Annotated in this window: 19 protein-coding genes and 4 tRNA genes; 14 read left to right on the plus strand and 9 right to left on the minus strand. The window is 65.5% G+C overall.

Features of this window, described 5'->3' with window-relative positions; genetic code table 11:
• Positions 1 to 62 precede the first annotated feature (62 nt).
• Positions 63 to 995 (minus strand): bile acid:sodium symporter family protein, encoded by a 933-nt coding sequence (locus tag ACWKWX_RS10770; protein ID WP_483827755.1) that lies wholly within the window; start codon positions 993 to 995, stop codon positions 63 to 65.
• Between the two features lie 99 nt (positions 996 to 1,094).
• Positions 1,095 to 2,015 (minus strand): recombination-associated protein RdgC, encoded by a 921-nt coding sequence (rdgC, locus tag ACWKWX_RS10775; RefSeq protein WP_416426349.1) that lies wholly within the window; start codon positions 2,013 to 2,015, stop codon positions 1,095 to 1,097.
• A 162-nt stretch (positions 2,016 to 2,177) separates the two neighbouring features.
• Between rdgC and ACWKWX_RS10780 the strand changes: the two genes are divergently transcribed.
• The 4 genes from ACWKWX_RS10780 (at position 2,178) to ACWKWX_RS10795 (ending at position 2,678) form a co-directional block, all read left to right on the plus strand.
• Positions 2,178 to 2,253, plus strand: a tRNA-Val gene (locus ACWKWX_RS10780).
• 13 nt (positions 2,254 to 2,266) lie between these two features.
• A tRNA-Asp gene (locus ACWKWX_RS10785) sits at positions 2,267 to 2,343 on the plus strand.
• 169 nt (positions 2,344 to 2,512) lie between these two features.
• Positions 2,513 to 2,588, plus strand: a tRNA-Val gene (locus ACWKWX_RS10790).
• Between the two features lie 13 nt (positions 2,589 to 2,601).
• A tRNA-Asp gene (locus ACWKWX_RS10795) sits at positions 2,602 to 2,678 on the plus strand.
• Between the two features lie 152 nt (positions 2,679 to 2,830).
• Here the strand turns inward: ACWKWX_RS10795 and ACWKWX_RS10800 are convergent.
• From ACWKWX_RS10800 to ACWKWX_RS10815, 4 genes are all read right to left on the minus strand, one after another.
• Positions 2,831 to 5,284 (minus strand): penicillin acylase family protein, encoded by a 2,454-nt coding sequence (locus tag ACWKWX_RS10800; protein WP_483827756.1) that lies wholly within the window; start codon positions 5,282 to 5,284, stop codon positions 2,831 to 2,833.
• A gap of 147 nt (positions 5,285 to 5,431) precedes the next feature.
• The gene (locus tag ACWKWX_RS10805) at positions 5,432 to 6,076 is read right to left on the minus strand and encodes a glutathione binding-like protein (RefSeq protein ID WP_483827757.1); all 645 of its coding nucleotides are present in this window, start codon (positions 6,074 to 6,076) and stop codon (positions 5,432 to 5,434) included.
• Between the two features lie 122 nt (positions 6,077 to 6,198).
• A complete protein-coding gene (locus ACWKWX_RS10810; protein ID WP_027977214.1) occupies positions 6,199 to 6,402 on the minus strand; it encodes an SEC-C metal-binding domain-containing protein in 204 nt (67 codons plus the stop codon).
• Positions 6,403 to 6,882: 480 nt separating this feature from the next.
• Complete coding sequence (locus ACWKWX_RS10815; RefSeq protein ID WP_473004181.1) at positions 6,883 to 7,362, minus strand: LEA/WHy family protein; 480 nt, start codon at positions 7,360 to 7,362, stop codon at positions 6,883 to 6,885.
• 126 nt (positions 7,363 to 7,488) lie between these two features.
• Here ACWKWX_RS10815 and ACWKWX_RS10820 point away from each other — a divergent pair, with 126 nt between their 5' ends.
• The gene (locus ACWKWX_RS10820; RefSeq protein ID WP_416426341.1) at positions 7,489 to 8,025 is read left to right on the plus strand and encodes a hypothetical protein; all 537 of its coding nucleotides are present in this window, start codon (positions 7,489 to 7,491) and stop codon (positions 8,023 to 8,025) included.
• Here ACWKWX_RS10820 and ACWKWX_RS10825 read toward each other — a convergent pair.
• Together ACWKWX_RS10825 and ACWKWX_RS10830 are read right to left on the minus strand one after the other, a co-directional pair.
• Positions 8,015 to 8,491: a YchJ family protein gene (locus tag ACWKWX_RS10825; protein ID WP_416426339.1), complete on the minus strand. Its 477-nt coding sequence runs from the start codon at positions 8,489 to 8,491 to the stop codon at positions 8,015 to 8,017. The two genes, ACWKWX_RS10820 and ACWKWX_RS10825, sit on opposite strands and share 11 nt — an antisense overlap.
• Positions 8,492 to 8,495: 4 nt before the next feature.
• Positions 8,496 to 8,993 (minus strand): DUF6231 family protein, encoded by a 498-nt coding sequence (locus ACWKWX_RS10830; protein WP_473004176.1) that lies wholly within the window; start codon positions 8,991 to 8,993, stop codon positions 8,496 to 8,498.
• A 152-nt stretch (positions 8,994 to 9,145) separates the two neighbouring features.
• Here ACWKWX_RS10830 and ACWKWX_RS10835 point away from each other — a divergent pair, with 152 nt between their 5' ends.
• The 4 genes from ACWKWX_RS10835 to ACWKWX_RS10850 all read left to right on the plus strand — a co-directional run bounded on the left by ACWKWX_RS10835 (position 9,146) and on the right by ACWKWX_RS10850 (position 11,895).
• Complete coding sequence (locus ACWKWX_RS10835) at positions 9,146 to 9,847, plus strand: PA1041 family peptidoglycan-binding anchor lipoprotein (RefSeq protein WP_416426335.1); 702 nt, start codon at positions 9,146 to 9,148, stop codon at positions 9,845 to 9,847.
• 88 nt (positions 9,848 to 9,935) lie between these two features.
• Entirely contained in the window at positions 9,936 to 10,661 is a 726-nt protein-coding gene (locus ACWKWX_RS10840) for a PA1041 family peptidoglycan-binding anchor lipoprotein (protein ID WP_416426333.1), read from the plus strand.
• A 192-nt stretch (positions 10,662 to 10,853) separates the two neighbouring features.
• Complete coding sequence (locus ACWKWX_RS10845) at positions 10,854 to 11,144, plus strand: DUF1145 domain-containing protein (protein WP_416426331.1); 291 nt, start codon at positions 10,854 to 10,856, stop codon at positions 11,142 to 11,144.
• Positions 11,137 to 11,895, plus strand: coding sequence for a collagen-like protein (locus ACWKWX_RS10850; protein WP_416426329.1), 759 nt, complete (start codon positions 11,137 to 11,139; stop codon positions 11,893 to 11,895). The genes ACWKWX_RS10845 and ACWKWX_RS10850 overlap by 8 nt, the downstream gene beginning before the upstream one ends.
• A 6-nt stretch (positions 11,896 to 11,901) precedes the next feature.
• Here the strand turns inward: ACWKWX_RS10850 and ACWKWX_RS10855 are convergent, their stop codons facing one another.
• Complete coding sequence (locus ACWKWX_RS10855) at positions 11,902 to 12,366, minus strand: CopD family protein (RefSeq protein WP_483827758.1); 465 nt, start codon at positions 12,364 to 12,366, stop codon at positions 11,902 to 11,904.
• 96 nt (positions 12,367 to 12,462) lie between these two features.
• Between ACWKWX_RS10855 and dinG the strand changes: the two genes are divergently transcribed.
• From dinG to pdxH, 5 genes are all read left to right on the plus strand, one after another.
• The gene (dinG, locus tag ACWKWX_RS10860; RefSeq protein WP_483827759.1) at positions 12,463 to 14,607 is read left to right on the plus strand and encodes an ATP-dependent DNA helicase DinG; all 2,145 of its coding nucleotides are present in this window, start codon (positions 12,463 to 12,465) and stop codon (positions 14,605 to 14,607) included.
• A gap of 84 nt (positions 14,608 to 14,691) precedes the next feature.
• A complete protein-coding gene (locus tag ACWKWX_RS10865; RefSeq protein WP_483827760.1) occupies positions 14,692 to 16,962 on the plus strand; it encodes a beta-agarase in 2,271 nt (756 codons plus the stop codon).
• 189 nt (positions 16,963 to 17,151) lie between these two features.
• Positions 17,152 to 18,297, plus strand: a complete 1,146-nt coding sequence (locus ACWKWX_RS10870; RefSeq protein WP_483827761.1) for a serine hydrolase domain-containing protein — start codon at positions 17,152 to 17,154, stop codon at positions 18,295 to 18,297.
• A gap of 116 nt (positions 18,298 to 18,413) precedes the next feature.
• Positions 18,414 to 19,421 carry an OmpA family protein gene (locus ACWKWX_RS10875; protein ID WP_416426321.1) on the plus strand — a complete coding sequence of 336 codons (1,008 nt, stop codon included), beginning with the start codon at positions 18,414 to 18,416 and terminating at the stop codon, positions 19,419 to 19,421.
• Positions 19,422 to 19,439: 18 nt separating this feature from the next.
• Positions 19,440 to 20,087: a pyridoxamine 5'-phosphate oxidase gene (gene pdxH, locus ACWKWX_RS10880; protein WP_473004163.1), complete on the plus strand. Its 648-nt coding sequence runs from the start codon at positions 19,440 to 19,442 to the stop codon at positions 20,085 to 20,087.
• The last annotated feature ends 166 nt before the right edge of the window (positions 20,088 to 20,253 follow it).

The following is a 20,253-nucleotide window of genomic DNA, read 5'->3' on the forward strand; positions in this document are numbered from 1 at the left end:
CCGGGTCGTCCCGTCGATGCGCATTATAGTGCACATTTTGCCGCGCAAGGGCAAGCCAGCCCTTATGGGCGGTCTTTCATCTTGCGGAAGAAGGTCGCCAGCAGGGCCCCGGAAATGTTGTGCCACACACTGAACAGCGCGCTGGGCACCGCCGCCAGGGGCGAGAAGTGCGCGCTGGCCAGGGCGGCGCCCAGGCCGGAGTTCTGCATGCCCACCTCCAGGGCCAGCGACTTGCGCTGTGCCAAGGGCAGCTTGAACAGGCGACCGGTGGCGTAGCCCAGCACGAAGCCGAAGCTGTTGTGCAGGATGACCACCGCCATGATCAGCAGGCCCGACTCGGCGATTTTCGCCTGGCTGGCGGCCACCACCGCGCAGACGATCATGACAATGCTGACCACCGACACCAGCGGCAGCACTTCCACCGCGTAGCGCACCCGCGCGCCCAGCAGGCGCTGGGCAACCACGCCCAGCACGATCGGCAGCATCACCAGCTGCAGGATCGACCAGAACATCTCCATGAATGACACCGGCAGCCAGGCCGAGGCCAGCAGCCAGATCAGCGCCGGCGTCAGCAGCGGGGCGAGCAGGGTGGTCACGGCGGCAATCGCCACCGACAGCGCCAGGTCGCCCTTGGCCAGCCAGGTCATGACGTTGGAGGCAGTGCCGCTTGGGCAGCAGCCTACCAGGATCACGCCCACGGCGATCTCGGCCGGCAGGTGGAACAGCTGGCACAGCAACCAGGCCATGCCCGGCATAATCACGAAGTGGGCGCCCACGCCCAGCAGCACCCGCCAGGGGTGGCGGCTGAGTTCGGCGAAGTCGTCCATTTTCAGGGTCAGGCCCATGCCGAACATCACCAGGCCCAGCAGCGGCACGATCAGCACCTTGAGGGCGACGAACCATTGCGGGAACAGGAACGCCAGCACGGCGAACAGCAGGACCCAGTAAGCGAAGGTGTTGCCGACGAAGCGGCTGAGGGCGGCCAGGGCGCGCATGGGGTGTTTCCTTATTATGGTTCGCGGTGGCAATGACGCGGCCTTCGGCCGCTGCTACAGGTTTTTGTAGCAGTGGCCGTAGGCCGCGTCAGGGCCGCATCAGATACCCTGCGGCAGCTCTTCGCCGCCCAGCGCTTCGAACAGCGCCGGCAGGAAGTCGCCGAAGGTCAGCATCATCAGGGTGAAGCTGGCGTCCAGCTGGCCCAGGGCCTCGTCGCCGCCGTCTTCCTCGGCCTGGTCCTGCAGCAGTTCCTCGAACTTCAGGCGCTTGACCACCATCTTGTCGTCCAGCACGAACGACAGCTTGTCCTGCCAGGCCAGGGCCAGCTGGGTCACCAGCTTGCCGGTGCTCAGGTGCAGCTGGATCTCGTCGGCGGTCAGGTCCTGACGCTTGCAGCGCACGATGCCGCCGTCTTCTTCGACGTCGCGCAGTTCGCACTCGTCCAGTACATAGAAGTCCGGCGCGGCTTGCTGGGTTTTCACCCACTCGGTCATCACGGCGGTCGGCGAGGTCTTCACGGTCAGTGGGCGCACCGGCAGCGAGCCCAGCACTTCGCGCAGGGTGGACAGCAGGTCTTCGGCGCGTTTCGGGCTGGCCGAGTTCACCAGGATCAGGCCCTGCTTGGGGGCGATGGCGGCGAAGGTGGCCGAGCGGCGGATGAAGGCGCGCGGCAGGAAGGCCTGGATGATCTCGTCCTTGATCTGGTCGCGCTCTTTCTTATAGACCTTGCGCATCTGCTCGGCTTCGATCTCTTCGACCTTCTCCTTGACGGCGTCGCGCACGACGCTGCCTGGCAGGATGCGTTCTTCCTTGCGGGCGCTGATCAGCAGGAAGTCGCCGCTGACGTGAACCAGGGGCGCGTCCTCACCTTTGCCAAAGGGAGCGACGAAGCCGTAGGTGGTCAGCTCCTGGCTGGCGCAGGGGCGGGCCGGCTTGGTGGCCAATGCGGTTTCCAGTGCTTCGGCGTCGAAAGGAATATCTTGGGTCAAACGGTAGACAAGCAGGTTTTTGAACCACATGGGGTGAATCACTCCTCAGCACATAAGGGGCGCATTATTGTCCCGTGTGAGGGCGCAGGCCAACCCTGCGCTAAGTGTTTGGAAGGCTTGGAAAAATAATTTAAAAAAGAGCTTGCCAGGCCCTGGGTGCGTCCGTAGAATGCGCGCCACACCGAGAGACAAGGGTGATTAGCTCAGCCGGGAGAGCATCTGCCTTACAAGCAGAGGGTCGGCGGTTCGATCCCGTCATCACCCACCACTCAGTGTATCGCGCAGCGGTAGTTCAGTCGGTTAGAATACCGGCCTGTCACGCCGGGGGTCGCGGGTTCGAGTCCCGTCCGCTGCGCCATATTCGGTATCAGGAACGCTGAACGCCTGATACCTACGAAAAAGCCTGCCTAGTGCAGGTTTTTTTTCGTCTGCAGAAAATGATTGGTGTCTCGATGCAATAATTGTCATTTTGCGGCTTGCCATATGCAGAATCCATCCGTAGAATGCGCGCCACACCGAGAGACGAAGGGTGATTAGCTCAGCCGGGAGAGCATCTGCCTTACAAGCAGAGGGTCGGCGGTTCGATCCCGTCATCACCCACCACTCAGTGTATCGCGCAGCGGTAGTTCAGTCGGTTAGAATACCGGCCTGTCACGCCGGGGGTCGCGGGTTCGAGTCCCGTCCGCTGCGCCATATTCGGCACCAGGAACACTGAACGCCTGGTACCAAAAAAGAAGCCTGCCTTGTGCAGGTTTTTTTTCGTCTGCGATTTTTGTGTGGGGGGGAGTGGGACGCGGCCTGGGGCCGCTGCTACGGGGTTGTAGCAGTGGCCGAAGGCCGCGTCTTTACTTGCCGGGCGTGAGCGTCAGGCGCTGGGTGCCGTAGGCGCGGTCATAGTTCTGCGACTGCAGCGGAATGCTCACGTACTGCGCCTTCATCCAGCCATCGATGCCGTCGGCGTAGTGCGGGCTGGCCGGGTTGCCGGACTGGCCCGGGCTGTTCTGCGCAAGCAGCGGTTCGTTCTGCGCGAAGTCGACGATGAAGCGCATGGACGCCGCCTGGGTGACGTCGAAGTTCGCGCCCCAGGCGTAGGCCGCGGCATTCAGGGTGGTGTGGTCGCCACCGGCCTGGCGCACGGGCAGCTGCGGGCCCTTGGTGGCCCATTGGTAACGGTGCAGGTTGCCCCACTGCCAGGCCTTGTGGTCGGCGCCCAGTTGCCGCTCGCCCTCGTTGACCGCCGCCGCCAGGCTGCGGGCCAGGATGGCCGGCTTGTCTTCCTTCTGCGGGGTGCGCGAGTCATCCCAGAACGGGCTGTCCTCGCGCGCCAGCAGGTGGTCGGCCTGGGCCGAGTACGACAGGCTGCCCACGGTGACGAAGGCTTTCCAGGCCTGGCTGTCCTGCGGGCCGAGTTTGTCGAGGAAGGTCTGCTTGGCGCTTTCCTGCAGGAACAGTTCGTACAGGGCGGCGTCCGCGGACTGCGGCGCCAGGTTGCCGTTGAACGCCAGCAGGCGCGTCAGCGCTTCCTGGGCCTTGGCGCGGTCGGTGGCGGGCAGGGCGTCGATGGCCTGCTTCAACGGCTGGGCCATGCCCGGTGCCTGGAACATCGCCTTGAGCTTGTTGGCGAAGGTGGTGGTCTGGTCGTACTGCATGGCGATCATGCTGCGCGTGTCCTGCTTGCCGGCGCCGGCCAGTTCGGCCAGGCGCTCGCTGCGCTCCGGGTAGTACCAGGAGTTGGACAGCTGCATGCCGTAACCCTTCGGCACGGTGCGCTGGTTGGCGGTGCCCAGCCAGCCTTGCGGCGGGTCCTGGTCGTAGGGGTGCAGCATGGCGTCGGCGTAGCCGTCCCAGTCGTAGCGCCCATCCCAGCCCGGCGACGGCACCAGCCCGCGGCCTTCACGGCGGTTGGGCAGGCGGCCGGTCACCTGCCAGCCCACGTGCTGGGCGTCGGCAAAGACCATGTTGACGGCGATGGCGCGAACCTCACGGCTGGCATCGGACGCCGCTTCCACCGACTGCGCGCGCGACAGGTCGAACAGCGCGTCCAGGCTCTTGTCGTCCTTGTAGTCCGGGGTTTGCAGCGCCAGGCCCAGGCCGTTGGCGAGCGGGGCGCCGGCCAGGGCGCTGTTGAGCAGTGCGCCGTGGCGGGTGTCGTACACGGCTTCGCGCAACGGCGCCTGGCCCTTGATGAAGAAGGTCTCCTGGCGCACGCCCGCTGGGCGCCACTTGCCGTCGGCCAGGTACTGCAGCTGGTTGCCCTGGCGTTGCAGCTTCTCCAGGAACAGGTCCTGGTTGTCGCCCATGGCCGGGGCCATGCCCCAGGCGACCTTGCCGTTGAAGCCGGCCATGATGCCAGGGATGCCCGCCAGGGAGACGCCCGCTGCCTGGAACTTCGGCGCGCGGAGCTGCACGTAGTTCCACAGCGACGGGCTGGCCAGTGGCTGGTGCGTGTCGTTGGCCAGCAGGCTGCGGCCGCTGCGGGCGCGCGCCGGGGTGATGGCCCAGTTGTCGCCGCTGCTGATGCTCGACAGGTTCAGGCCCGCCAGGTCGCCGGCGACCTTGTCGACGTTGGCCAGGCCCGGGATCTGCGCCAGGCTGACGCCCTTGAGCTTGTCGGTCTCGTCGAAGGGCAGCGGTTCGTCCGGGTAGGTGGGGATCAGCCAGGCCAGCTTGTCGACGCCCACTTTCTGCGCCAGGGTCAGCGACGCCAGCTCTTCGCGCAGGTTCACCGACAGGCTGAAATTGAACAGGGCGAAGATCAGCGCCGAGTCTTCCGGCTTCCAGTATTCGGGCTTGTAGCCCGACTCGGCCAGGTCCATCGGCAGCTTGTCGCGGTAGCGGAACAGGTAGGCGTTGACGCCGCGGGCGTACACCTCGAAGAAGCGCTTGAGGCGCGGCGACGCCGCTGCGTACAGCTCATCGGCATTCTTCTTGAGATTGACGGCGCGCATGAAGCGGTCGACATCCAGCATCTGCGGGCCGGCCATCTCGGACAGGCGCCCCTGGGCCAGCAGGCGCATGCCCACCATCTGGCTGATGCGGTCGCTGGCGGCCACGTAGCCTTGGGCGAACAGCGCGTCATGGAAGCTGCTGCTTTCGATCAGCGGCATGCCGCTGGCGTTGCGGCGCACCGAGACGTTCTGGGCCAGCCCCTTGAGTGGCTGCACGCCGCTGTCGGGCGGCACGCTGTCGGCGTAGCGGCTGTCGAGCCAGGCCTGGCAACCGCTCAGGCTGATCAGCCCGGCCAGGGTCGCGGCGGCGCCGAACCGGGGAATGAAGTGAGTAAAGGCTGGCGAGGCCATGGCGGAAGCTCCTGCGGGGCTGGCGGCTAAAAGGCGCTACGTTAGTGAGCGCGCACACGCCACGCAAGCGGGCGGCCAGCTTTATTTGCATGGCAGGACGGCCGGTGCCCCGGGCCTTGCAGGCAAGGTCCGGAGGCGCGACGAAAATCAGGCTTTTGGCGGGTTGATCCGCTCGACCCAGACGTACGCACGCCCGGTGGCCGGGCGCGCCTGGATGGCCAGGAACCAGCGTTTCAGGTTCGGGAAATCGTCGAGGTCCTGGCTCTGGCGCTGGTAAGGCACCACCCAGGGGTAAATGGCCATGTCGGCGATGCTGTAGGCCTCGCCCGCCACGAAGGCACGGTCGGCCAGGCGCTTGTCCAGCACGCCATACAGGCGCGCGGTCTCGTCGATGTAGCGCTTCATGGCGTAGGGGATTTTTTCCGGAGCGAACACGTTGAAGTGGTGGTTCTGCCCCGCCATCGGCCCCAGGCCGCCCATCTGCCAGAACAGCCACTGCAGCACTTCTTCACGGCCACGCAGGTCCTTGGGCAGGAACTGGCCGGTCTTTTCCGCCAGGTATAAAAGGATGGCCCCGGACTCGAACAGCGAAATCGGCTCACCGCCGTCGGCAGGCTGGCTGTCGACAATGGCCGGAATGCGATTGTTGGGGGAAATCTTCAGGAAGGCTGGCGCGAACTGTTCGTTCTTGCCGATGTTCACCGGATGGACCTGGTACTCAAGCCCGGCTTCTTCCAGGAACAGGGTGATCTTGTGGCCGTTGGGGGTGGTCCAGTAATGCAGGTCGATCATGAAACGCTCCACGTTGAGGGGGCTACATCAAGAACGACTGTTGTACTGCGCCAGCGTTTTTGTTTCAAAGCATTTCAGTATTCCACGGCCAGGGCGCGGGCGCCTGGCCGTGGATCATTCAATCAGGCGCCGTGGCACTTCTTGAATTTCTTGCCGTTGCCGCAGGGGCACGGGTCGTTGCGGCCAACGTCCTTCAGGGCGTTGCGCACAGGCTCCTGGGGTTCGTGGTTGCAGTGCGGACCGTGTACATGGCCGTGGTCGTGGTGGTGATCATGGTCATGATCGTGGTTGCAGTCAGGGCCATGGACATGGGGTTGCTGGGTCATCTGGGTGTCTCCGAATTAGAACTGGGGGGAATTATCTCATTGCTGGTGAGGGGAGGGGAGGTCGGGGATAAAAGAAATGTCCTGCGTTGGGATCGGAAGCGGCTGACTGCGAGGAATGAGGTTTTTCCCCAGGCTTTCTTCTTTCGCACTGCGACGCGGAGTCATTATGGAAAAAGCCCTGTTTGAGCGCCTGCTGAAGGGGATGAAGGAAATGGGTGAAATCCATCGGGGGGCCAAGCGCCCTGTTCTGGTGACAAGGGTCGTTTGCAGAAACCGCCATTTGCTACTGCTTGGCGATGATTCCGAACCGGGGTGCGCAAGGCCGAGCTACAGCCCTCCTGGCTCGATATGGAGGGGGGCGAAGTAGCCGCTGCCGAAGGCTGCGCTGGCCCTTGGCTATGCTGAAGATCTCCAATGTGCACACCAGCGAGCGCAGCCTGTCGGCAGCGGCTACAGGATCGATGGCGCCGGTAATTGTGGCTACTTACCCATCAACTCCCCAGGCATGATCTCCCCGCTGCGCCGCAGCACCACGTCATCGCCCCAGAACCACCCGGTCTTCAGTTCCCCCTCCAGCCGGTAGGGAATCGGCCGGTCGGGGTGGCGCAGCAGCTTGACCACGTCGCGCAGGTGCTGCCACAGGTTGGTGCGGATCGGCACGTTGAAGCGGGCGCTGGAGTGGCCGTCCACGCGCAGCCATTCGTCGTATTCGTCGTCGGCCAGCAGAATATCGGCCAGGTGCACGCGGTAATGCAGGCCGCGCACGGTGAGGGTGCTGTCGTTAGGGTTGTCGATGCGGAAGTGCAGCATGAACTTCTGCTGCACCAGCTTGGCCTTTACCACCTCCACGGCCAGCAGGTGCACCTGCGGGGCCTGGCTGTCGTCGGCAAACCAGCTGGCGCAGCCGCCCAGGCCCAGGAACAGGCAGAAGGTGAGCTGGCGCAGTGTCCGTGTGTGCATGGCTGATCCCTCGCGATGCCTTGAGTCTACCCAATGCCACGGCTCGCTTGTTGGCAAAATCGCAGATGGGCCATACTGATGCCATTACTCTCGGTGGGCCAGTGCCCGTCAGGCAGGAGGCACATGATGGGGTTGTTCGAAATTGTCTTCAGGGGCCAATTGGTGCCCGGCGCGCAGCTGGCGCTGGTGAAGGCCAACCTGGCCAAGCTGTTCCAGTCCGATGGCGCGCGTATCGATGCGCTGTTCAGCGGCCGGCGGCTGGTGCTCAAAAGTGACCTGGACCCCCAGGCAGCGGAAAAATATCGCTCTACCCTGGAACGCGCGGGCATCATCGTCACGGTGGAAGCGGTGCCGGTGCAGATGGAAGAAATCGAGATGGCACCGCCGCCGGACGCTCCCGGCTTTGTGCGCAAGCCCAGCAAGATGGTCGAGCCGTGGGTGCCACGTGATTGCTACATGGCGGCGTTCGTCGAGGTGCAGGCCCCTGGCTATGAAGTGGCCGAGGCGGGTGCCGACCTGCAGCCGCAGAAGCCCGACGTGGAGCCGCCGCGCCTGAACCTGTCGCAGTTCAGCCTGGCGCCGGCCGGCAGCGACATGGGCCAGGCCCGCGCGCCCGCCGCGCCGCCGGCGCCGGACACCGGGCATATCAAGCTTATGCCGTGACGTAGGCGGCGCAGCACTTCTTGAATTTCTGCCCGCTGGTGCAGGGGCAGGCGTCGTTGCGGCCAGCCTTCAGCGGCACGGTCGGGTCGATGAAGTACCAGCGCCCGCCGTTCTGTACGAAGGATGAACGTTCGCGGTGGCTGTGTTCCCCGCCCAGGTCATGCCAGCGCGCGACGAAGGTCACGAACGCATGCTCCGGCTGCCCGCCAAACACCTCGGCGCTTTCCACGGTCAGCCCCAGCCAGGTGCTTTGCGCGCTCCAGTCGCTGATGGACTGGCGGTCCAGGCCCGCTTGCTGCACTGGCAACGTGGTGGCCACCAGGTAATCGATCAGCCCCAGCACATAGGCGCTGTAGCGCGAGCGCATCAATGCCTGGGCGTCGGGGGCGGGTACGCCGCCATGGTAATGGCCGCAGCAGGCGTCCAGCAGGTTGCCGCTGCCGCACGGGCAAATGCTTGTACTCATTGCATCACCACCAGTACTTGCCGAAGTTTTCCGGGTTGGCCCAGAACCGCGAGTTGAGCCAGTCAGGCACCTGCTTGTATTCACGCAGGTCGTAGTTGAACAGGGTCAGCACCTGGTCGTCGCGCTGGAAGCGTTCGTTGGCCTGCAGCGCCAGGGCATAGAAGTCGGTTTCGCTCCAGCCGCTGGCCGCCAGGTCCACCAGCACGGCCAGGCGGCTGGCGTTGAGGTTGCGGATGCCGCCCAGCAGCTCCAGGGCCGTGCGCTTGGGCACATGTTCCAGGCAGTCGACCACTACCGCCAGGTCGAAGCGCTGGCTGGCCAGTTCCGGCGGCAGCACGCCCGGCGCGGCCTGGGCGACGACGCTGTCGGGGTGGGCGTCCTTGAAGGCGGCCAGGGCCGGGAAATCACTGGCGCCCACCACCAGCAGGCGCTGCGGGGCGTAGCGGTCCAGCAGGGCGGCCAGGGCTTGTTGCGGCGTGCGCGAAGAAAAGCGTGCGGTCATTGAACGTCCTCGGTCAGAGCTGCCAAGGGTAGCGTTGTTCACGCCGGCAGCCTAGCCATATGGCTTATTGCTGGCGCATCTGCAAAGTGCCGTCTTTACTCCCAATGCATCGGTTCATGCGCCGATTTACCCCCCATCTGGAGAGAGACCTGATGAGCATAGTGAGTAAGGCATTACCTTTGGTACTGCTAACCAGTGTGTTGACTGGTTGCGCAGGGTTGCAGAAGACCGATTGGCCCAAGTGCGCGGCTGTCGGGGGTGTTACCGGTGCGGCGCTGGGCTCGCTGCAGAACTCCACCTACGCCGGTTGGGGCGTGCTGGTGGGCGGCGGCGTGGCAGCGGCCTACTGCTGGGTGCACGGCGATGGCGACGAGGACGGTGATGGCGTGCCGGACAGCCGCGACAAGTGCCCGCACACGCCTAAAGGCACCCCGGTGGATGCCACCGGCTGCCCATTCCCGCCACCGGCCCCAGCGCCTGTCGCGGAGCCGGCGCCGCTGCCCAAGCAGGAAGTCATCGTCATTCGTGACGTGCACTTCGAGTTCGACTCGGCCAAGCTGACCGGCCCTGACAAGATGCAGTTGGACAAGGTCGCCACCAAGCTGAAGACCGAGGCGCCTTCTACCCAGCTGACCGTGACCGGCCATACCGACAGCGTCGGCAAGCCTGGCTACAACAAAAAGCTGTCCGACCGCCGCGCCCATTCGGTTGTCGACTACCTGGTAGGCGCAGGCATTCCTCGCTCAAGCTTCGTGTCCATCAGTGGCGCCGGCGAGACCCAGCCGGTGGCCAGCAACAAGACCGCCGATGGCCGCGCGCAGAACCGTCGCGTGGAGATCCGCATCGACCGCTGAAAACCTCGCCCCGCGCGGCTTGTGAATTTCACAGGCCGGTCTTTACTCCTGTGTTACCGGCACCGGCCGGTGACACAGGAGCATTCATATGAGATTAATCTGGCGGGCAGCACTTCCCGTTCTTCTGGTCAGCAGTGTTCTCTCCGGTTGCGCCACTACCAGTGATGGCAGTGCCCCGCTCAATCAAAGGAACTGGCCTATCTGCAGCCTTATCGGTGGTGTGGTGGGTGGCGGCCTAGGCGCCATCAAGAGCTCTTCCTGGGCCGGCGGCCTGGGGGTTTTGGGCGCGATCACCGGTGGCTTGATCTGTTACGCGCAGGATGGCGACGAGGACGGCGACGGCGTGTTCGACCGCCGCGACCATTGCCCGGGCACCCCGCCCAACACCCCGGTGGACCACATGGGTTGCCCGTTGCCGCAGTACCCGGCAACCGTGAAGGCCCCTGAACCCACCCCCGTACCCGAGGAAGTGATCACCCTGAGCGACGCCGGCAACGTGCTGTTTGCCTTCGATTCCTCGGCCCTGACCCAGGAGGCGCGCAACCAGCTGGTCGCCTTGCTCGACAAGCTCAAGGCCGCCGACGTGGTGAGCATCAAGGTGGTGGGCAATACCGACAGCAAGGGCAGCGATGCCTACAACCAGAAGCTCTCGGAGCGGCGTGCCGACAGCGTGGCGAAGTTCCTGATCAGCCAGGGCGTGCCTGCCAACAAGGTGACCAGCGAAGGCGACGGCGAACGCAAGCCGGTGGCCGACAACGACACCGACGAGGGCCGGGCGAAAAACCGCCGCGTGGAGCTGCACATCAACCGCTAGTCACGCGTGCTGTAGCCGCTGCCGCCAGGCTGCGCTGGTCCTGTGCTGCGCTGAAGTTCTTCAGGGTTCACACCGGCCAGCGCAGCCTGGCGGCAGCGGCTACGGATTGTCAGCACAATACTGTCATTTTTTGTTCATGCAGATATGGCACAAACACCACCCCGGCGTTACTGTGCGGGGAAAGAATAATCAATGGGGGCGGGCATGGCGTGGTGGTGTACCCTGGGCAAGGCCTTGACGGTGTTGTTCTGGTGGGTGGTGCTGGTCAATCTGCTCATGCCCATGACACATCCGTTCCGCACGCTGATCAACTTCACCGGCGCGACGCTGATGCTTCTGCACGTGCTCGAAGTCCTGCTGTTCCAGGCCAGCCTGCGTGGCCGCACCCATCCCTGGTTTGACCGCCTGCAGATCCTGCTGGTGGGTATATTTCATGTGCGTTCAATTCCGACCCGGTCGGTGCAGGAGAGCAACAATGCGTAGGTTGTGTCTGGTAGCGGCGTTGTTCACGCCTTTGGCGATGGCCGAAAGCCTGAGTGTCGAACCTCATTCATTGATGCGTCTGCCGGGCAAGGACGGCGTGCTGACCCTCGACCGCCTGGTGGTGGAGGACTACGCCACCCTGCTGGTGCCGGACAACCTGGTGGAACTGAAGGTGGGCGAGCTGCGCCTGGGCCATGAGGCGCGCATCGCCATCGTGCCGGGCCAGCAGGAGCTGCGTATCGAGGCGCGCCGCGCCGAACTGGGCGAAGGCAGCCAGATTCTTGCCCGTGGCGCCCCCGGCACCTATGAGAAGGCCGCGCTGCCTGGGCGCAACCTGGTGCTTCAACTGCAAGCGCTGCAAGGCCCGCAACTGGCGGTGGACGCCCGTGGCGGCGCCGGCGCGCCAGGCTACTTCGGCCTCGACGGCGCCAATGGCCAGGCGCCGGGCTGCCTGTGGGGCGAGGCCGGCCGCGGTGCCGATGGTCTCAATGGCGGCAATGGCCATGACGGCGCCAACGGCGCGCAAGTGCGCCTGCAGGTGCCCCGCGACTATCCCAACGACGCCATCAAGGTGCAACTCGACGGCGGCGTCGGCGGCCTGGCGGGCGCAGCGGGCAAGGCCGGTGCCGGTGGCAAGGCCAAGGGCTGCTTCATCTATAGCACTGCCGGTGCCAAGGCCGGCCGCCCTGGCCAGCCGGGCGAACCCGGTGTTGCCGGCCAGCCGGGCGCGCTGACGGTGCAGCGCCTGTAGGCAGCGTCAGAACGGTGGCCGCGCCGCGGCCACCGCCACCAGCAGGAACCCGATGATCAGGTTGATGCCCACCAGCCGGCGTATCTGCGCCAGGTTGGTACCCGCCGTGGCCCAGTCCTGGGCCTGGACCGCCGTATTGAAGGTCGGCAACTGCAGCAGGGTGATGCGAATGAACAACGCCACCATCACCAGGTACAGGCCCATCATCACCTGCACGTAGCGCGGCGCGGTCTCGAACCCGCTGAAGCTGATCTGGATCATGGCGATGCCACTTATCGGAAGAATCAACACGGCCAGCCAGACCCAGAGAAAAAAGCGTCGGAAAACTTCCGCCCACAGCTTCAGCCGCGCAGGTGCCTCCAGGGCTGTAACCGCCGCCGGGCGCAGCACCAGCCAGGCGAAGAACATGCCGCCCACCCAGATGAGTGCTGCCCAGACATGCAAGGTGTAGAGGGGGGCATATGCAGCCATGTGGATCTCCGTTCAGCGCGCGAGGGTTTAGCGGGGTATGATAGCGGCCCTTAATGAAACACTGAAAATTTATCCAGGCGTTCACGCCCCAGAATCATGATCAGCAACCAACTCAAAACCCAGATCCAGGGCGCCTACACGCGTTTCCTCGAAGCCAAGAGCCTCAAGCCTCGCTATGGCCAGCGCTTGATGATCGCCGAAGTCGCCAAGGTACTGGGCGACATCGAGTGTGACGACGAAGGGCGTCGCTCGGGCGAATGCGCCGTGGTGGCCGTCGAGGCCGGCACCGGCACCGGCAAGACCGTGGCCTACAGCCTGGCGGCGATCGCGGCTGCCAAGGAAGCGGGCAAGCGCCTGGTCATTGCCACGGCCACCGTCGCCCTGCAGGAGCAGATCGTCTACAAGGACCTGCCGGACCTGATGAAGAACAGCGGCCTGAACTTCACGTTCTCGCTGGCCAAGGGCCGTGGGCGCTACCTGTGCCTGTCCAAGCTCGACATCCTGTTGCAGGAAGGCCACGCGCAGACCGCCACCGCCCAGCTGTTCGAGGAGGAGGGCTTCCGCATCGAGGTGGACGAAGCCAGCCAGAAGCTGTTCACCAGCATGATCGAGAAGCTGGCCGGCAACAAATGGGACGGTGATCGCGACAGCTGGGCAACCGCCCTGGAAGACAAGGACTGGGCGCGCGTCACCACCGACCATAGCCAGTGCACCAGCCGCCATTGCCCCAACTTCCAGCAGTGCGCCTTCTACAAGGCCCGCGAAGGCATGGGCAAGGTCGACGTGATCGTCACCAACCACGACATGGTGCTGGCCGACCTGGCCCTGGGCGGCGGCGCCGTGCTGCCCGACCCGCGCGACACCATGTACGTGTTCGACGAAGGCCACCACCTGCCGGACAAGGCCATCGGCCATTTCGCCCATTACACCCGCCTGCGCTCCACCGCCGACTGGCTGGAAAGCACGGCCAAGAACCTTACCAAGCTGCTGGCCCAGCACCCGCTGCCGGGTGACCTGGGCAAGTGGATCGAGCAGGTGCCGGAGCTGGCGCGCGAGATCAAGACCCACCAGCAGTTCATGTTCAGTGCCTGCGAGCAACTGGCCGATTTCCGCGCCGGCGAGGACATGGAAGGCCGCGAACGCCCACGCCATCGCTTCGTCGGCGGCGTGGTGCCCGAGCACATGCGTGAAATGGGCATCGAGCTGAAGAAGGGCTTTGCCCGTCTCAATGACCTGTTCACCCGCCTGGCGGACCTGCTCAAGGAAGGCATGGACGCCGAGAAGAGTATCGGCATCCCCAGCCACCAGGCCGAGGAATGGTACCCGCTGTTCGGCAGCCTGCAGTCCCGCGCCCTGGGCAACTGGGAGCTGTGGACCGCTTTCACCGCCGAGGACCCGGAAGACAGCCCGCCCATGGCGCGCTGGTTGACCCTGGCCGAGGCCGGCGCCATGTTCGACATCGAGGTCAACGCCAGCCCCATCCTGGCCGCCGAGATGCTGCGGCGCAACCTGTGGAACGTCGCCCATGGCGCGGTGGTGACCTCGGCCACCCTGACTGCGCTGGGCAAGTTCGACCGTTTCCGCATGCGCTCGGGCCTGCCCAAGACGGCTGTTACCGCCGTAGTGCCCAGCCCGTTCCACCACGCGGATGCTGGTTTGCTGCGCGTGCCAGACCTGCGCGCCGACCCGCGCGACGCCACGGCGCACACCGCGGCCATCATTCGCGACCTGCCCGGCCTGGTGGAAGGCTCGCGCGGCACCCTGGTGCTGTTCTCCTCGCGCCGGCAGATGCAGGACGTGTTCGACGGCCTGGACCGCGACTGGCGCAAGCAGGTGTTCATCCAGGGCAACCTGTCCAAGCAGGAAACCTTGAACAAGCACAAGGCGCGCGTCGATGGCGGCGATTCCAGCGTGCTGTTCGGCCTGGCCAGCTTCGCCGAAGGTGTCGACTTGCCGGGTGCCTACTGCGAGCACGTGGTCATCGCCAAGATCCCCTTCGCCGTGCCGGACGACCCGGTGGAAGCGGCGCTGGCCGAGTGGATCGAAGCGCGGGGCGGCAATCCATTCATGGAAATCGCCGTGCCCGACGCGTCCCTGAAGCTGATCCAGGCCTGTGGCCGGTTGCTGCGCACCGAACAGGACCGCGGCACCATCACCCTGCTGGACCGCCGCCTGGTCACCCAGCGCTACGGCAAGGCAATCCTCAACGCGCTGCCGCCATTCCGTCGCGAAATTTCCTGAAGCACGCAGGGTGAAAAATCCCTGCTTTGCTGTCTATAACCCTGACCGAGGCCGACACCGGCCATCAAGGAGAGCTGGAACCCCATGATTCGCCGTTCGTTACCCGCTGTATTCGCACTGCTGTGCACCACCCCGCTGTTGGCGGCCCCCGGTGCGCAGCAGACGCTGTTCAACTTCGTCCGTCCCGCCGATGTGGTACAGGTGACGGTCGCGGATGCCAGCCTGCCGCAGTACAACGCCGAACAGACGGCCGAAGGGGAGGTGTTGCGCCGGGTGACGTTCAACCCGGTGGCCGCGCCGAGCCTCACCCTCAAGCCCCAGGCCGGGGCCTGGGACTGGTCTGCCGACAGCGCCATGACCCTGCGTGCCCAGAGCGCCATGGACTGGGCGGTGACCCTGTACGTGAAAATCCAGAGCAACGACGGCAAGACCCTGACCAGCCGCATCGACCTGCCGGCCGGCCCGGCGCAGACCCTGGTCATCCCGCTGCAGGCCAATTCGGCCCTCAGCCAGGGCATGCGCGCAGGCCCGCCGATGCCGTGGATGCATGACGGCCAGCGCACCCTGCTGGCCAGCAGCCAGGGCGAGCTGACCGCCAGCCAGGTGGTGTCGGTGACCCTGTCCATGGACAAGCCGGCGGTGGCCCAGAACATCCTGCTCGAGCGCTTCGGCGTGGTGGAGGGCGATGAGTTGCAGAAGGCTGCCTACGCCGACCTGGTCGACGAGTACGGGCAGTTCAACCGTGGGCGCTGGCCGGAAAAGGTCAGCAGTGACGATCAACTCAAGGCCGCCGCCAGCCGCGAACAGCAGCAGCTCAAGGGCTGGCTGGCCGAGCGCGGCAAGGCACCGCTGGACAAGTTCGGTGGCCTGGTCCAGGGGCCGGCGTTCAACGCCAGTGGCTTCTTCCGCACCGAAAAGCGCGATGGCCGCTGGTACCTGGTGACCCCCGAAGGGCACCCGTTCTATTCCCTGGGCGTGAACGCCGTGGCCGCCGACAACGACCGCACCTACGTGCAGGGCCGCGAGTGGATGTTTACCCACCTGCCCAAGGCCGACGAGCCCGAGGCCCAGTACTACGGGCAAAGCAACAACCAGGACGGCAATGGCTCGTCCGTGGGCCGTGGGTTCGGCAGCGGCCGCTGGTTCGACTTCTATGGCGCCAACCTGCAACGCACCTATGCCACGCCGTGCACGCCAACGGCCCAGGCGCCGTGCGCGAAGCAGCCGTTCGATGCCATTCGCTGGCAGCAGCACACCCTGGACCGCCTGCAGGCCTGGGGCTTCAACACGTTGGGCAACTGGAGCGCGCCGGCGCTGGAAGGCAACCAGCGGGTGCCCTACGTGCTGCCGTTATCGATCGTCGGCGATTACGCCAGCATCAGCACCGGCATGGACTGGTGGGGACGCATGCCTGACCCGTTCGACCCGCGTTTCGCCATGGCCACCGAGCGTGCCGTGGCCATCGCCGCCCGCGACCACCGCGACGACCCATTCCTGATTGGCTACTTCGCCGACAACGAACTGGCCTGGGCCGGCCCCGGCAACGACCCGAAATCGCGCTATGCGCTGGCCTACGGTACCCTGCGCCAGACCACCGACGTGCCGGCCAAGCGCGCGTTCCTCAAGCAGCTGCGTGACAAGTACCGCAACCAGGAGGGCCTGTCCAAGGCCTGGGGCATCAGCCTGCCGGCCTGGGAACTGATGGAAGACCCCGGCTTCGAGGCGCCGCTGCCCAACCCGGAACACCCGGAGATCGAGGCCGACCTCAAGCAGTTCCAGCGCGTGTTCGCCGACACCTACTTCAAGACCATCGCCGACGCCCTGAAGTGGCATGCGCCCAACCACCTGCTGCTGGGTGGCCGCTACGCCGTGTCCAGCCCCGAGGCGGTGGACTCGTGCGCGCAGTACTGCGACGTGCTCAGCTTCAATTTCTATACGCCCAAGCCCCAGGACGGCTATGACTTCGCCCGCCTGCGCCAGTTGGACAAGCCGGTGCTGGTCTCCGAGTTCACCTTCGGCTCCCGCGACCGCGGCCCGTTCTGGCCTGGCCCCATGGAAGTGGCCAAGGAAGAGGACCGTGGCAACGCCTACGCCGGCTTCCTCAAGGCGGCCTTGCAGGAACCGACGATCGTCGGCGTGCACTGGTTCCAGTACCTCGACCAGCCCGTGACGGGCCGCCTGCTGGACGGCGAGAACGGCCACTTCGGCCTGGTGGGCATCACCGACGTGCCGTACCAGGGCTTCGTCGCTGCGGTGCGCAAGAGCAACCAGGACACCCTGGACCAGCTGGCCAAGACCCTGCCCGCACCAGCCCCGGCCGAGAAAGGCGACAAAGGCGGCGCAGCCCACAAATAACCTGTAGCAGCGGCGGGGCGGCCATCCGCGGGAAGGCCGCGCCCTGCGGTCCAGGCCATTTCCCTCGCAGCAGCAGTTACACGCTGTATGCAGAAAGATACCCACCAACTGACCGGCATCTGTTCACAAAAGCCCCAAGGGCTGAAACAATGCCGGCCACTTCGTTCAATGTCGTGCAGGAGTCACTGGGTGCAGATTCAGGGTCATTACGAGCTTCAATTCGAAGCGGTGCGCGAGGCGTTTGCCGCCTTGTTCGACGATCCCCAGGAGCGTGGCGCAGCGCTGTGCATCCAGGTGGGCGGGCGGACGGTCATCGACCTGTGGGCGGGCACCGCCGACAAGGACGGCCAGGAAGCCTGGCACAGCGACACCATCGCCAACCTGTTCTCCTGCACCAAGACCTTCACGGCCGTCACGGCGCTGCAACTGGTGGGCGAGGGCAAGCTCGACCTCGACCTGCCCGTGGCCCGCTACTGGCCCGAGTTCGCTGCGGCCGGCAAGGAAAACGTCACCCTGCGCCAGCTGCTCTGCCACCAGGCCGGCCTGCCGGCGCTGCGCGAGCTGCTGCCGCCCGAGGCCCTGTATGACTGGCAGGTGATGGTCGATGCGCTGGCGGCCGAGGCGCCCTGGTGGACGCCGGGCACCGGCCACGGCTACGCCGCCATCACCTACGGCTGGCTGGTGGGCGAGCTGCTGCGCCGTGCCGATGGCCGCGGCCCCGGCGAGTCCATCGTCGCCCGGGTCGCCCGCCCCCTGGGGCTGGACTTCCACGTCGGCCTGGCCGACTCGGAGTTCCACCGCGTCGCGCACATCGCCCGTGGCAAGGGCAACATGGGCGACGAAGCCGCCCAGCGCCTGCTGCAGGTCACCATGCGCGAGCCCACCGCCATGAGCACCCGTGCCTTCACCAATCCGCCGTCGGTACTCACCAGCACCAACAAGCCCGAGTGGCGGCGCATGCAGCAGCCGGCGGCCAATGGCCACGGCAATGCCCGCAGCCTGGCGGGCTTCTACAGCGGCCTGCTCGACGGCAGCCTGCTGGAGCCCGAACTGCTGGGCGAACTGACCCGCGAGCACAGCGTTGGCCCGGACAAGACCCTGCTGACCCCGACCCGTTTCGGCCTGGGCTGCATGCTCGACCAGCCGGCCCTGGCCAACGCCACCTTCGGCCTCGGGGCCAAGGCGTTCGGCCATCCTGGCGCCGGTGGCTCGGTTGGTTTTGCCGATCCCGAGCACGACGTGGCCTTCGGTTTCGTCACCAACACGCTGGGCCCGTACATCCTGATGGACCCGCGCGCACAAAAGCTGGTGCGGGTACTTGCCACTTGTCTATAAACTGCGCGAATCGACCGACGGGCAGTTGCAAGCGGTCGATTCATCTAATATCAAATCAACGGTTTAAACGGGTTTTCTAACCCGCTTTGTATCAACCTCATCCTTGTGGAAAGCTTATGTACTCCAATAAATCCATCGCGTTTGCCCTGTGCCTGGCCGTGACCGGTTGCGCCCAGACTCCACAGAACAGCACGGCAGACAACAGCGGCTTCCGCTGGTGGCCGTTCGGTGCTGCGGACCACGCGGCCGACAAGAACGTGGCCGGCGCGATCAACGACAAAGTTGCCAAGGATGAAGCCAAGTCTGCAGCCGCCCCTGTAGTTGCCCCTGCCGTTGCTGCCGCGCCTGCCGACACCGGCAAGCACTGGTACTGGCCGTTCGGCGGCAGCAGCGATGCCGCCAAGCCAGCCGCCCCGGCCGTTGCCGTGGTGCCCAAGATCGACACCAAGATGACCCAGGCGTGGCTCGACAGCTACGAGCCGAAAGTGCGTGAAGCGGTCAAGGGCAGCAACTTCCAGGTCGAGCGCCGCGAAGACGTGCTGGTGGTCATCGCCCCGATCGACAGCAGCTTCAACCCGCGCCGTCCCGAACTGCTGCTGCCTATCACCCTGAGCCCCATCACCAACATCGCCAAGGCTGTCGAGAACGACCCCAAGACCGCCGTGCTGGTCCTGGGCCACGCTGACGCCAGCGGCGCCGCCGACGTGCAGGAAATCAGCCAGAAGCGTGCGGGTTCCGTGGCTGCCATCTTCCACCTGAGCGGCCTGGACCGTAAGCGCCTGGCCATGCGTGGCATGGGCTCGCTGATGCCACGTGCCGCCAACGACAGCGCCCAGGGCCGTGCCCTGAACCGCCGTGTCGAAATCCTGCTGACCCCGCAGGAAACCATGGTGGCCCTGGTTGCCAAGTACAACTCGCCAACGCCGCCAGTGGCCGAAATGGTCGCCACCCAGGACGTCAAGCCAGTGGTAGCACCGGCGCCGGCCAGCAAGAAAGCCGCGGCCAAGAAAGCCACCGCGAAGAAGGCCCCGGCCAAACCCGCGGCCAAGAAGAAAGTGACCCCTGCCAAGGCGGCAGCGCCGGCCAAGAAAAAGGCTGACGCGGTAGCCCAGACCCAGAACTGATAGTCCAGGAAGCGCGCAATGACCCAGGCACTCGCCGACATGCGCCGTGACTACACCCGTGACGGCCTGACCGAGGCGAATGCCCCGGTCGAGCCGTTTGCGCTGTTCACGCGCTGGTTCGAAGAAGCGCTTGCCACCGAGCAAGCGCCCGTGGAGGCCAACGCCATGACGTTGGCCACCGTCGATGCACAGGGCCGGCCACACTGCCGCGTGCTGTTGCTCAAGGCCCTGGACCCCCAGGGCTTTACCTTCTTCACCAACTACGAAAGCGACAAGGGCCGGCAGCTGGACGCCAACCCCTTTGCCGCCATGACGTTCTTCTGGCCCACCCTGGAGCGCCAGGTGCGCATCGAAGGGCGGGTGAGCAAGGTCAGCCATGACGAGTCCGACGCCTACTTCCAGGTGCGCCCGCTGGGCAGCCGCCTGGGTGCCTGGGCCTCGCCGCAGAGCCGGGTGATCGCCGACCGCGCTGAACTCGAGGGCCTGCTCAAGGCCACCGAGCAGCGCTTCAGCGACACCCAGCCCCACTGTCCCGAGCACTGGGGCGGCTTCCGCCTTGTGCCCGAGCGCATCGAGTTCTGGCAGGGGCGCTCCAGCCGCCTGCACGATCGGCTCAACTACCGCCTGGTGGACCAGGCCTGGCAGCGCGAGCGCCTGGCCCCCTGATCGGCGCGGCAGACCTTTTCCTCTCCTCAGTTGTCCAGACGATGTGGCATGATTGCACGCAAGCGTGCCATTTCGTCGGCCCTCCAAAGCCCGCCAGAACGGCTGTACTTCAGCTGAATGGACGCAATTTATTACAGCTGGCGTCGTGACACCCTGCGACGGCCAG

The organism is Pseudomonas imperatae (assembly GCF_057128625.1).

Bases quoted from the DNA above. Each gene is read 5' to 3' on its own strand.
- ACWKWX_RS10770 (WP_483827755.1), bottom strand. From the start codon at position 995: ATGCGCGCCCTGGCCGCCCTCAGCCGCTTCGTCGGCAACACCTTCGCT.
- rdgC (WP_416426349.1), bottom strand. From the start codon at position 2,015: ATGTGGTTCAAAAACCTGCTTGTCTACCGTTTGACCCAAGATATTCCT.
- ACWKWX_RS10800 (WP_483827756.1), bottom strand. From the start codon at position 5,284: ATGGCCTCGCCAGCCTTTACTCACTTCATTCCCCGGTTCGGCGCCGCC.
- ACWKWX_RS10805 (WP_483827757.1), bottom strand. From the start codon at position 6,076: ATGATCGACCTGCATTACTGGACCACCCCCAACGGCCACAAGATCACC.
- ACWKWX_RS10810 (WP_027977214.1), bottom strand. From the start codon at position 6,402: ATGACCCAGCAACCCCATGTCCATGGCCCTGACTGCAACCACGATCAT.
- ACWKWX_RS10815 (WP_473004181.1), bottom strand. From the start codon at position 7,362: ATGCACACACGGACACTGCGCCAGCTCACCTTCTGCCTGTTCCTGGGC.
- ACWKWX_RS10820 (WP_416426341.1), top strand. From the start codon at position 7,489: ATGGGGTTGTTCGAAATTGTCTTCAGGGGCCAATTGGTGCCCGGCGCG.
- ACWKWX_RS10825 (WP_416426339.1), bottom strand. From the start codon at position 8,491: ATGAGTACAAGCATTTGCCCGTGCGGCAGCGGCAACCTGCTGGACGCC.
- ACWKWX_RS10830 (WP_473004176.1), bottom strand. From the start codon at position 8,993: ATGACCGCACGCTTTTCTTCGCGCACGCCGCAACAAGCCCTGGCCGCC.
- ACWKWX_RS10835 (WP_416426335.1), top strand. From the start codon at position 9,146: ATGAGCATAGTGAGTAAGGCATTACCTTTGGTACTGCTAACCAGTGTG.
- ACWKWX_RS10840 (WP_416426333.1), top strand. From the start codon at position 9,936: ATGAGATTAATCTGGCGGGCAGCACTTCCCGTTCTTCTGGTCAGCAGT.
- ACWKWX_RS10845 (WP_416426331.1), top strand. From the start codon at position 10,854: ATGGGGGCGGGCATGGCGTGGTGGTGTACCCTGGGCAAGGCCTTGACG.
- ACWKWX_RS10850 (WP_416426329.1), top strand. From the start codon at position 11,137: ATGCGTAGGTTGTGTCTGGTAGCGGCGTTGTTCACGCCTTTGGCGATG.
- ACWKWX_RS10855 (WP_483827758.1), bottom strand. From the start codon at position 12,366: ATGGCTGCATATGCCCCCCTCTACACCTTGCATGTCTGGGCAGCACTC.
- dinG (WP_483827759.1), top strand. From the start codon at position 12,463: ATGATCAGCAACCAACTCAAAACCCAGATCCAGGGCGCCTACACGCGT.
- ACWKWX_RS10865 (WP_483827760.1), top strand. From the start codon at position 14,692: ATGATTCGCCGTTCGTTACCCGCTGTATTCGCACTGCTGTGCACCACC.
- ACWKWX_RS10875 (WP_416426321.1), top strand. From the start codon at position 18,414: ATGTACTCCAATAAATCCATCGCGTTTGCCCTGTGCCTGGCCGTGACC.
- pdxH (WP_473004163.1), top strand. From the start codon at position 19,440: ATGACCCAGGCACTCGCCGACATGCGCCGTGACTACACCCGTGACGGC.